9 protein-coding genes and 1 pseudogene are annotated in these 11,714 nt (G+C 54.8%); 5 read left to right on the top strand and 5 right to left on the bottom strand.

The window, feature by feature from the left end; translation table 11 throughout:
* Window positions 1–19 precede the first annotated feature (19 nt).
* From V8689_RS21935 to V8689_RS21915, 5 genes and pseudogenes are all read right to left on the bottom strand, one after another.
* A complete protein-coding gene (locus V8689_RS21935; protein ID WP_056787714.1) occupies window positions 20–2,218 on the bottom strand; it encodes a sensor histidine kinase in 2,199 nt (732 codons plus the stop codon).
* Between the two features lie 138 nt (window positions 2,219–2,356).
* The gene (locus V8689_RS21930; RefSeq protein ID WP_314693640.1) at window positions 2,357–3,607 is read right to left on the bottom strand and encodes a ribonucleotide-diphosphate reductase subunit beta; all 1,251 of its coding nucleotides are present in this window, start codon (window positions 3,605–3,607) and stop codon (window positions 2,357–2,359) included.
* Window positions 3,608–4,106: 499 nt separating this feature from the next.
* Window positions 4,107–4,496, bottom strand: coding sequence for a hypothetical protein (locus tag V8689_RS21925; RefSeq protein WP_056787717.1), 390 nt, complete (start codon window positions 4,494–4,496; stop codon window positions 4,107–4,109).
* A 207-nt stretch (window positions 4,497–4,703) separates the two neighbouring features.
* Window positions 4,704–4,895, bottom strand: a pseudogene (locus tag V8689_RS21920) (helix-turn-helix domain-containing protein); the annotation flags it as partial.
* Window positions 4,896–4,995: 100 nt separating this feature from the next.
* Window positions 4,996–5,265 carry a DUF2790 domain-containing protein gene (locus V8689_RS21915; protein ID WP_003193635.1) on the bottom strand — a complete coding sequence of 90 codons (270 nt, stop codon included), beginning with the start codon at window positions 5,263–5,265 and terminating at the stop codon, window positions 4,996–4,998.
* A gap of 397 nt (window positions 5,266–5,662) precedes the next feature.
* Here V8689_RS21915 and acs point away from each other — a divergent pair, with 397 nt between their 5' ends.
* From acs to V8689_RS21890, 5 genes are all read left to right on the top strand, one after another.
* Window positions 5,663–7,618, top strand: coding sequence for an acetate--CoA ligase (gene acs, locus V8689_RS21910; protein ID WP_005790645.1), 1,956 nt, complete (start codon window positions 5,663–5,665; stop codon window positions 7,616–7,618).
* Window positions 7,619–8,314: 696 nt separating this feature from the next.
* Window positions 8,315–9,100: an ABC transporter substrate-binding protein gene (locus V8689_RS21905; protein WP_034128472.1), complete on the top strand. Its 786-nt coding sequence runs from the start codon at window positions 8,315–8,317 to the stop codon at window positions 9,098–9,100.
* A gap of 91 nt (window positions 9,101–9,191) precedes the next feature.
* Window positions 9,192–9,881: an ABC transporter permease gene (locus V8689_RS21900; RefSeq protein ID WP_003193627.1), complete on the top strand. Its 690-nt coding sequence runs from the start codon at window positions 9,192–9,194 to the stop codon at window positions 9,879–9,881.
* Complete coding sequence (locus V8689_RS21895; protein ID WP_005790641.1) at window positions 9,878–10,576, top strand: ABC transporter permease; 699 nt, start codon at window positions 9,878–9,880, stop codon at window positions 10,574–10,576. Before V8689_RS21900 ends, V8689_RS21895 begins: the two co-directional genes overlap by 4 nt.
* Window position 10,577: 1 nt before the next feature.
* On the top strand, window positions 10,578–11,690 hold the full coding sequence (locus V8689_RS21890) for a succinylglutamate desuccinylase/aspartoacylase family protein (RefSeq protein ID WP_056787722.1): 1,113 nt from the start codon (window positions 10,578–10,580) through the stop codon (window positions 11,688–11,690).
* The last annotated feature ends 24 nt before the right edge of the window (window positions 11,691–11,714 follow it).

Below are 11,714 nucleotides of genomic sequence, written 5' to 3'. Positions count from 1 at the left end.
ATAATAAAAAACTTCCAATTTAGACATTTTTTACTTCCTTGATTGTTATTTCGAATGTGCAGCCGGATTCCGTATTTTTTAATTCTATGGTTCCACCAATTCTGGCTAGCGACTCTTTAGAGATGGCTAAGCCAAGCCCTTGTCCTTCAGATACCTTAGTGGTGAAGCCCGCCTCAAAAATTGATTGTTTATAGCTGTCTTTTATTCCAGGTCCGTTGTCCTCTGCTCTGATAATTATATTTTGACCGTTTCGGTATAATGATATTTTAACTATCGGTGATATGGATTTGCTTTTCGTCAGCCAGAAGAGCGAGTTGTCAATTAAATTTATAATTGAGGTTTGTAGTTCGTCACCATGACCAATATAGTTATATCCCTTTTCTGCCTCAAAGATAAGATTAATTCCGCTTTCTGTGGCTTTGAATTTTAGAACTTCAATAGAGGAAATAATGGCGTCATATGCATCGTGAACAGTCATTGGTCCAGACCGCTTCGTCGCAAGAGGGTCCAGTTGGAGGAGTAGTTTTTCCATCCGTTTAGCTTGTTTTGTGTTTTCTATAATTCGAGTGGAATACTTGGCTTTTAATTCAGGTTCTTCAGTTGTAGGTGTGGCTATCTTTTTCCAGTCGAATGACAGGTGCCTCAATAGGCCACTTATCGATTTTAAAGGGCTTCTTAATTCATGTAGAACTTCTGCAATGATTTTCCCGAGAGTAGCTCGAGCCTCCAAAAAGCGCTCGTGCTCAATTTGTTCTATGATGCGCCTCTTAAGCTCCTCTTGTGCAGATTCGATTATTACTCGAGCATCATCCCGTTTTGACGCGGGGATCTCAGAAAGGATTTTCTCCTTCCACGTAAACTCTGCGGCCTCGATGAATGAATCATGTCGTGGTTTTCGTTTGCCCTTTCCTGTACCCTCACGCACTTTACGTCTCATTGGTTCGACGCTGCTGCCGAGTAAACTGGTTATTAGTTGTTGAAGGCGTTTATAGCTGCCGTTAGCTTCCAATCCCTCTCGGCTACTGCGTTCAATTAAGCCGCTATCTTCTTCTTCTGCAATTGATATGAAACCAGCAATTTGGTTTGGGCTTAGCCTTATTGAAGGATTGTCAACTCGGCGTCTGCTTAGGCCCAACCAGTCTTGATCTTTGTCCCCATATGGTCTAATTCTAAAGTTGTCACGGTAAATTCCAACGCCCGCCATATCATCCAATATTTGACGAGCTGCTCTTTTGCCATATCCTTCGAGACCTGCTCGAGAGATAAGGGCGTCTATAGAAGCTGCCTCTCTGTCAAAAATGAGTAAGCGTATTTCTAATTCTCCACATGCGGCTAAACCTTCCTCATCCTCAAGAGAGAAAAAGTCTTCAATAGGTTCAGAGAATGGCTCCCCTAAAGCGTTGAATTTCATTTCTCCGGTGAACTTTCCGAATTTATCAAATCTTCCCGTAACTTCATAATCTGCACTGTCAAGAATTGGGGCGGGTAAGATTTTTAAAGGTCCATTCTCCGATTCGTTAAAAATTGAGGTGGGAAGTAGTTTTTTATCGAGGCTGCATAAGTCTAGAAAAATGTCAAAGCTTAATAGGTTGTTAGCGTTTTCATTGGCAGGATTGGTTGTGTTTTTTTGAATAGGTGAGATTAATCTTCGGAGCTCTCTATATAGCTCTAGTATCTCATTGGAAACCCACTTGTCGCGAAGCTCCCTTATCCTGATGCAAGTGCCTGTTGGATAGTCGAGATCTCTAATGCTACGTTTGATCTGAATGGGGACTTGATCAAGGTAGCGCTCCCCATCAAATTTCTTCCAGTCAATTCTAAGCGTTGTAATCTCTACGTGTTTTTTATCTATGCTAATTGCTGATGTGGATAGGGTCATCAGCTCACCCAGTCGTGAAGCAGCAAAACGACCTATGCCTTTCGATCCAAGAAGTCTTCTACCATTATTTGAAAAAGTTCGGTTGACTTTGCTTTCGGTCGCTGGCTCCATCCAAGAGTTTATGACTGTTTCAAATATCATGCCCTCTCCTCGGTCGGAAATTTCAATGACTTCGAGAGGGAGTCTCCCGCTAGACTTCAATTGTATTACGGAATTTTCGGAGTCTGCGTCATGGGCGTTCTTTACTAATTCAACTATCGCCGCTACCGGACCGCTTACTAGCTTGTCTCCAATAGTTCTGATTAATCTAGCTCTTGGTTTAAACTTATATGAAAGCACCTTAATTTCCTTTCAAAGTGTTAGCTCAGTCTGAGTTGTATTTGAATGTGCTTAGGCGAAAAAAAACCCTGACAAGCAGGGTTTTTAGTTGCCCCTAATTTTATAGGTAAGCACTTATATCATGGCATTAGGTCATCATCAATCCCAGCTCAACGCGCCGCCAGTCTGGTACTCAATCACCCGAGTCTCAAAGAAATTCTTCTCTTTCTTCAAGTCCATGATTTCACTCATCCACGGGAACGGGTTGGTGGTGCCAGGGTATTCTTCTTTAAGGCCAATCTGCGTCAAACGACGGTTAGCGATGAATTTCAAATAGTCTTCCATCATCGCCGCATTCATGCCCAACACCCCACGAGGCATGGTGTCGCGAGCGTATTCGATCTCCAGCTGCGTACCCTGCAGAATCATCTGGGTCGCTTCTTCTTTCATCTCGGCATCCCACAGGTGTGGGTTTTCGATTTTGATCTGGTTGATCACGTCGATACCGAAGTTCAGGTGCATCGACTCATCGCGCAGGATGTACTGGAACTGCTCGGCCACGCCGGTCATTTTGTTGCGGCGGCCCATGGACAGGATCTGGGTGAAGCCGCAGTAGAAGAAGATGCCTTCCAGCACGCAGTAGTAGGCGACCAGGTTGCGCAGCAGTTCTTTGTCGGTGTCGACGGTGCCGGTTTCGAACTTCGGATCGGAGATCGAGCGGGTGTATTTCAGGCCCCAGGCGGCTTTTTTAGCGACCGATGGAATCTCGTGGTACATGTTGAAGATCTCGCCTTCATCCATGGCCAGCGATTCGATGCAGTACTGGTAGGCGTGGGTGTGGATCGCTTCTTCGAAGGCTTGGCGCAGGATGTACTGGCGGCACTCTGGGTTGGTGATCAGGCGGTATACGGCCAGCACCAGGTTGTTGGCCACCAGGGAGTCGGCTGTGGAGAAGAAGCCCAGGTTGCGCATGACGATGCGGCGCTCGTCGTCGGTCAGGCCTTCGGGGTTTTTCCACAGGGCGATGTCGGCGGTCATGTTGACCTCTTGCGGCATCCAGTGGTTGGCGCAGCCGTCGAGGTACTTCTGCCAGGCCCAATCGTACTTGAAGGGCACAAGCTGGTTGAGGTCGGCGCGGCAGTTGATCATGCGCTTTTCGTCAACGGCGACGCGGGCAGAGGCGCCTTCCAGCTCGGCGAGGCCTTCGGCGACGTCGAGTTTGTCCAGGGCGGCCTTGGCGCGGACGATGGCGGCGGAGTCGTTGGCGGTGACGGCGCGGGCTTCCACGGCGGCAGCAGCGCCGGCACCGTCGAGGCGGTCCATGTTGGCTTCGGCGGCGTGGCCGGCGTTGGCGCCTTTGGTGGCTACTTCGCCTTCTTCTTCTTTGTCGAATTCGTCCCAGCTCAGCATGACGTGTCGTCTCCTGCGTGAGGGCTCAAAGGTGCCCGTGTGAAACCGGATGGTTGGGTGTTCACACGGCCCTTGGGCCGCGGTGGATCTTAAGGAATCGTTTGTTGCAACAGCTCGCGCAGGCAAATAAACGGAATCAGGTTGCGGGTGCTGCATGAGGCTTGAGGGGCGCAGCGATGCGTGCTTGCTGCAGCGCAGGCTCAAGGTCTGGCTCTTCATCCCTGTGTAAAGGGATATTGCAGGCCCGATTTACCCGCGCATTATAGGGAAAAAATTGGGTTTGTGTTGGGGGGGATGGCCGAACGGGAGGGCCAAAATGTAGGTTTATCCAGCCAAAGCACCGGTTTACGGGTGGAGGCGCTTGGAGGAATTTTAGCTGACGTGCAGAGGCTTTCCCGATCTATCGACGCTCGTGATACCCGTTAACGTTGTTCAGGCTTAATTAGGCGCGGGGGCAGGCGCGTTGGCCTATCGCTTTTACTGCCCCCGCGATAGCGAGTCACTTTTGAGTCGGGAAGGTCACATCAAAAACACCTGCGGATATTTCTTCTTGGGTGTCCGAGTTGATTAGGTTAAAGGAGCCTGTGATATGACGTAACTCTTCGTTCCATCGGCATTCAATATGACCGGCATCGGCGCTCCAACCAGAGGCGCCCAGCTTGATATAGGTGTCTACATCGGACGAGGGTAAGGAGATGAGGCCTTGGTTGAATTTGTCGCGCGAGATGTTAATTTGAATGTAGCTGTCGTAGCTTGACGCCTTGGGCAAAAAAGACAAATAAGCGGCTAGTTGGTCAACTTCTCCACCGATTTGTTGGAAGTTGATTGTCGCACTCCCGGTTCCTGTCGCTTGAGCGAGATCGCGGGGGGCTTTGTTTATAAATTTCATAGGTGGTGCTCCTCAAACGTTGTGTGTAATGGTTGCTCTTGCCACACCTTCTTGACGCTTCAGGTATGACAAATTCGAAATCACATTCAAGCACTCAATCAAGTCTGAGGTAACTGTCAGTATTGACAGGTTTTAAGTATAGAATTGGAATTACAATTTTTTTTTAAAAAGCGAAAACGTATAGGCGCAAAGGAGCAATGGTTCGGCCGCCCAGGCTTGCGAGAACCAGACAACCAACGCGACGTGCGGTTGGGCCGGGTCGATGCGCTCGGCGGAAGACCAGCTATGGGGCACATTTGGGCCGAGCAGCACCAGGTCGCCATCGTCATAGCGCGCCACATCGTTGCTGATATAGCGATGCCCGCGGCTGTTGAGGGTCAGGGTCAGTTCGTATTCGGGGGGGGCGCGATGATCGTATCATTCGAGTCAAGCGAGGAGGCGGGTTCTTGGCCGCAAGAACGATTTCTTGCGGCAATTAAGAATCCAACTTCAGAAGTTGTTAGCCGTTAGAGCAACCATTGCCCATCACTTGATAGTTAAGAATATGGCGCTGGCCTTGAGAATCTTCATATTCCATCTTCGCCGGTACAACTTCGCAGACTTCTGGAATGCTGCTCATGGACAAGACTTTGGCCACATCCAAGTGTGTGCTGTAGGTGTAGTCCTCAACGATCGGGGCGTTCTGGCCGGCCAGTTCAGTCGGGGCTTCGTCAGCCAGGGCGGCAGTGGCGCACAGGCTGCTCAGGGCCATCACTAATAACGCTTTCATTGCTTCATTACCTTCTTCAGGGCGAAAGGGGGCACGGGGCCCTTGTGAGGCCGCGTGTGTCACTTAAAAGTTGGGAAGTTCGGATTAACGTTGCCTTCGTGGGGGCTGTTGCGTTGTTAATCAGAGTGCCTTGTTGGCGGAGTTGATTTTAGGCGTCTCGGTTATATTCATATACCCGTGGTTTTGATAAACACTTTTGGCGGTTTTTGTAACAATCCCTCGATCAAGATTTTTTCAGAAACCTGCCAAGCGCCGCAGCACGCGGGCCAGAGCGGTGAAACGGCATAGCAGGGCAATTTGTAGGGTCTTGTTACTACCATCGTCGAATGGTTCTATAGGCCCACCCCGGCTACAACAGGGGCCATACAACAACAACTATGTCACCGAGGTAAGAAAGATGAGTGCGGCTTCCCTGTACCCCGTTCGCCCCGAAGTAGCAGCCAACACGCTGACCGACGAGGCGACCTACAAGGCCATGTACCAGCAGTCGGTGGTCAACCCCGATGGCTTCTGGCGTGAGCAAGCCAAGCGCCTTGACTGGGTCAAGCCTTTCACCGCGGTCAAGCAGACCTCTTTCGACGACCACCATGTGGACATCAAATGGTTTGCCGATGGCACCCTGAACGTTTCCTACAATTGCCTGGACCGTCACCTCGCCGAGCGCGGCGACCAGATCGCAATCATCTGGGAGGGCGATGACCCTGCCGAGAGCCGCAACATCACCTACCGCGAGTTGCATGAAGAAGTCTGCAAGTTCGCCAACGCCCTGCGCGGCCAGGATGTGCATCGCGGCGACGTGGTGACTATCTATATGCCGATGATCCCCGAAGCCGTGGTCGCCATGCTGGCCTGTACCCGCATTGGCGCGATCCATTCGGTGGTGTTTGGCGGTTTCTCCCCGGAAGCCCTGGCCGGTCGCATCATCGACTGTAAGTCGAAAGTGGTGATTACCGCTGACGAAGGCATCCGTGCCGGTAAGAAGATTCCGCTGAAAGCTAACGTCGACGACGCGCTGACCAACCCGGAAACCAGCAGCATCCAGAAGGTGATCGTGTGCAAGCGCACCAATGGCGCGATCAAGTGGAACCAGCATCGCGACATCTGGTACGAAGACCTGATGAAAGTGGCGGGCACTGTCTGCGCGCCAAAAGAGATGGGCGCCGAAGAAGCACTGTTCATCCTTTATACCTCTGGTTCCACCGGCAAGCCTAAGGGCGTGCAGCACACCACCGGTGGCTACTTGCTCTATGCGGCCCTGACCCACGAGCGCGTATTCGACTATCGCCCGGGCGAAATCTACTGGTGCACCGCCGACGTTGGCTGGGTCACCGGCCACACCTACATCGTCTACGGCCCGCTGGCCAATGGCGCGACCACGCTGCTGTTCGAAGGCGTGCCGAACTACCCGGACATCACCCGCGTGGCGAAGATCGTCGACAAGCACAAGGTCAACATCCTCTACACCGCACCGACCGCGATCCGCGCCATGATGGCTTCCGGTACCGCGGCCTGCGAAGGCGCCGACGGCAGCAGCCTGCGCCTGCTGGGTTCGGTGGGCGAGCCGATCAACCCGGAAGCCTGGGACTGGTACTACAAGAACGTCGGCCAATCCCGTTGCCCGATCGTCGACACCTGGTGGCAGACCGAAACCGGCGCCACGCTGATGAGCCCGCTGCCAGGCGCCCATGCGCTGAAGCCGGGTTCGGCGGCACGGCCGTTCTTCGGTGTGGTGCCGGCGCTGGTGGACAACCTGGGCAACATCATCGAAGGCGCCGCCGAGGGCAACCTGGTGATTCTGGATTCCTGGCCAGGCCAGGCGCGTACCCTGTACGGCGACCATGACCGTTTTGTCGACACCTACTTCAAGACCTTCCGCGGCATGTACTTCACCGGTGACGGCGCACGTCGCGATGAGGACGGTTACTGGTGGATCACTGGCCGTGTGGATGACGTGCTGAACGTGTCCGGCCACCGCATGGGCACCGCCGAGATCGAGAGCGCCATGGTTGCTCACCCTAAAGTCGCCGAGGCAGCGGTGGTGGGCGTGCCCCATGACATCAAGGGGCAGGGCATTTATGTGTACGTCACCCTGAAAAATGGTGAGGAGCCCAATGAAGCGCTGCGCCTGGAGCTGAAGAACTGGGTGCGCAAGGAAATCGGGCCGATTGCTTCGCCGGATGTCATCCAGTGGGCGCCAGGGTTGCCGAAAACGCGCTCGGGGAAAATCATGCGGCGCATTTTGCGCAAGATCGCCACGGCTGAATACGATGGGTTGGGGGATATCTCTACCCTGGCAGATCCGAGCGTGGTGGCGCATTTGATTGAAACGCACAAGACCATGAACGTCGCGTAAGCGGGGTAGGTGGGACAAGGGCCCCATTCGGTGCAAGCTGGGTGGGGCTTTTTTTGGTACTCATGAAACACCGAGGTTCAGTGTGGGAGCTGGCTTGCCTGCGATGAGGTCGTGTCAGGCAAAGGTTGGCTGGCTGGCACACCGCTATCGCAGGCAAGCCAGCTCCCACAGTTCAGATCGCATTTCATAAGGGGGTATGGATGGCGGTCTGACACACCTGCATATCCACCAAACCAATAAATATCGGTTTTCATCGTAGGACGTTTCTGAATGTTACCGGCCCGCTCAAATGTGTAACCGCCCGCACAAACCTGGGGCAATGGACCACGCCTGCGCCCCGAAAAACCGCGTTCTAGACACCCTGAAAAATAAGATTAAACGCCAGACTTGCCGTGCTAGAAGGGTTTGCGAATAATAGGCCCGCAATTTGCAGCATCATCAGGTTTAATATCTTTTGTCTCTGCATAAAATTCAGAGGCTGTCAATGAGCTGGAACCGCTTTCTCAGTGCTTCTGTAAATTGTTGTCGCATTGAGGAAATATCGGCTTCCGGCCTGTCGTTAGAATGCCGATCACTCGCTCGTCGTCGCAGGTGTCGCCCGCGCAGGACGCAGCACCGCTATTCGGTTACACCTTCGCCGCATCGTGGGCCATGGCTCATACTGCTGTTTTTGCCCTATACCGATGGAGTCCCAAGATGAAGAAACTCGTGCTGTTGGGCGCCCTGGCGCTGTCCGTGCTGTCCATGCAGGCTTTCGCCGAAGGCAAGCCGCTGAAAATTGGTATCGAAGCGGCTTACCCTCCGTTTGCCTCGAAGGCGCCGGATGGCAGCATCGTCGGTTTTGACTACGACATCGGCAACGCCCTGTGCAAGCAGATGGACGTCAAGTGCACCTGGGTCGAGCAGGAATTCGATGGCCTGATCCCGGCGCTGAAAGTGCGCAAGATCGACGCGATCCTGTCGTCCATGTCCATCACGGAAGACCGCAAGAAATCCGTGGACTTCACCACCCGCTACTACCTGTCCCCAGCGCGCCTGGTGATGAAGGAAGGCACCACCGTCAGCGACAGCCTGGATGAACTCAAAGGCAAGAAGATCGGTGTGCAGCGCGGTTCGATCCACGATCGTTTCGCCCGTGAAGTCCTGGCGCCAAAAGGTGCGGATATCAAGGGTTACAGCACCCAGAACGAAATCTACCTGGACGTGGCTGCCGGTCGTCTCGACGGTACCGTGGCTGACGCCACCCTGCTGCAAGACGGTTTCCTGAAAACCGACGCCGGCAAAGGCTACGCGTTTGTAGGCCCATCGTTCACCGAAGCCAAATACTTCGGCGACGGTATCGGCATCGCAGTACGCAAAGGCGACAAGGAAAACCTTGAGCGCATCAACGCGGCCATCGCTGCCATCCGTGCCAACGGCGAATACAAGAAAATCCAGGACAAGTACTTCGACTTCGATATTTACGGCGCTGACGCCAAGTAATTCATCGCAGCTGTCTGTCCGAAATGGCGCAAGCAACAGTCATCCTGAAGTTTGCGCCATTTTTTCATCCCCCTTTTCGAGGACCTGAATCATGTTGAAAGGCTACGGGGCCGTTATCCTCGATGGCGCTTGGTTGACGCTTCAGCTCGCCTTGTCGTCCATGGCCTTGGCCATCGTTCTGGGTCTGATCGGGGTCGCGCTACGCCTGTCGCCGGTACGCTGGCTGGCTTGGCTGGGCGACCTGTACTCCACGGTGATCCGCGGGATCCCCGACCTGGTGCTGATCCTGCTGATTTTCTACGGCGGCCAGGACCTGCTCAACCGCGTCGCGCCCTTGCTGGGCTTTGACGACTATATCGACTTGAACCCCTTGGCCGCCGGTATCGGCACCCTGGGTTTCATCTTTGGCGCCTACCTCTCGGAAACCTTCCGTGGCGCCTTCATGGCCATTCCCAAAGGCCAGGCCGAAGCCGGCCTGGCGTATGGCATGAGCAGTTTCCAGGTGTTTTTCCGGGTGATGGTGCCGCAGATGATTCGGCTGGCGATCCCTGGTTTTACCAACAACTGGCTGGTATTGACCAAGGCCACCGCGCTGATTTCGGTGGTAGGTCTGCAAGACATGATGTTCAAGGCCAAGCAGGCGGCAGACGCCACCCGCGAGCCTTTTACCTTCTTCCTCGCAGTGGCGGCGATGTACCTGGTGATCACCAGCGTGTCGTTGCTGGCCTTGCGTTACCTTGAGAAGCGCTACTCGGTAGGCGTAAGGGCGGCTGATCTATGATCTTCGACTACAACGTCATCTGGGAGGCCATGCCGCTGTACCTTGGCGGCTTGCTGACCACCCTGAAACTGCTCGCCATCTCGCTGTTCTTCGGCCTGCTCGCCGCCTTGCCCCTGGGCTTGATGCGGGTGTCCAAGCAGCCTGTCGTCAACGGCGTGGCCTGGCTCTATACCTATGTGATTCGCGGCACGCCGATGCTGGTGCAGTTGTTTTTGATCTACTACGGCCTGGCGCAGTTCGAAGTGGTGCGCGAGAGCTTCCTGTGGCCGTTGCTGTCCAGTGCCACGTTCTGTGCGTGCCTGGCGTTTGCCATCAACACCAGCGCCTACACCGCCGAAATCATCGCCGGCAGCCTCAAGGCCACGCCTAACGGTGAGATCGAAGCGGCCAAGGCCATGGGCATGTCGCGCTACAAGCTGTACCGCCGCATCCTGTTGCCGTCGGCACTGCGCCGTGCGCTGCCGCAGTACAGCAACGAAGTGATCATGATGCTGCAGACCACCAGCCTGGCCTCCATCGTCACGCTGATCGACATCACCGGTGCCGCGCGTACCGTCAACGCTCAGTACTACCTGCCGTTCGAAGCCTATATCACCGCCGGCGTGTTCTACCTGTGCCTGACCTTCATCCTGGTGCGCCTGTTCAAGTTGGCCGAGCGCCGCTGGCTGAGCTACCTGGCTCCACGGAAGCACTGATATGGAACGTATCGATCATCTGCTGCCCTGGGGGCACCTGGGCTGCGAGCGCCAGCTGAGCGTGTTTCGCTTCGGCAGTGGCGAGCGCAAGGCCTACATCCAGGCCAGCCTGCACGCCGATGAATTGCCTGGCATGCGTGCCGCCTGGGAACTGAAAAAACGCCTTGTGGCGCTGGAACAGCAAGGCGCGCTCAATGGCGTGATCGAGTTGGTGCCGGTCGCCAACCCGATGGGCCTCGGCCAGTTGTTGCAGGGCAGCCACCAGGGGCGTTTCGAAGTCGGCAGCGGCAAGAATTTCAACCGCGATTTTGTCGAACTGAGCGAGCCGGTGGCCGAGTTGCTGCAAGGCAAGCTGGGGGACGACCCGCACGCCAATGTGCGCCTGATCCGCCAGGCCATGAGCGATGCGCTCAATGCCTTGCCCGAACCGAGCAGCCAGCTGCAAGGTATGCAACGCATCCTGCTGAGCCACGCCTGCACCGCCGATGTGGTGCTCGACCTGCATTGCGACGCTGAAGCCGCGCTGCATATGTACGCGCTGCCCCAGCATTGGCCTCAGTGGCGTTCGTTGTCGGCACATTTGAATGTGAAGGTCGGCCTGCTGGCGGAAGACTCCGGTGGCAGTTCGTTTGATGAGGCCTGTTCGCTGCCGTGGCTGCGTTTGTCACGCACATTCCCGGATGCGCAGATTCCGCTGGCGTGCCTGGCGACGACCTTGGAACTGGGCGGCCAGGCTGATACCGGCCGTGATGAAGCGATCTTTCACGCCGAAGGCATCCTGGCCTTTCTCGCCGAGCAGGGCCTGATCAAAGGCCAATGGCCGGCGCCGCAGTTTGAGCCGTGCGAAGGCGTGCCATTCGAAGGCACCGAGTTGTTGTTCGCGCCCCACGCCGGGGTGATCAGTTACCTGCGTAAAGCTGGCGACTGGGTAGAAACCGGCGACGAGATTTTTGAAGTGATTGACCCCCTCACCGACCGTGTAAGCACCATTTGCGCGGGCACCTCGGGGGTGTTGTTTGCCGTTGAACGGCTACGTTATGCCCAAGCGGGTTTCTGGCTGGCCAAGGTGGCGGGGCGCGAAGCGCTGCGCTGCGGGCGCTTGCTCAACGACTGACCACCTGTTTTTGTGAGAACCGAC

The organism is Pseudomonas sp. AK181, from assembly GCF_051122975.1.
GTDB lineage: Bacteria > Pseudomonadota > Gammaproteobacteria > Pseudomonadales > Pseudomonadaceae > Aquipseudomonas > Aquipseudomonas lactis.
Note: the sequence above shows the minus strand (reverse complement) of the source record. Positions and strands in the feature narration are given on the sequence as shown.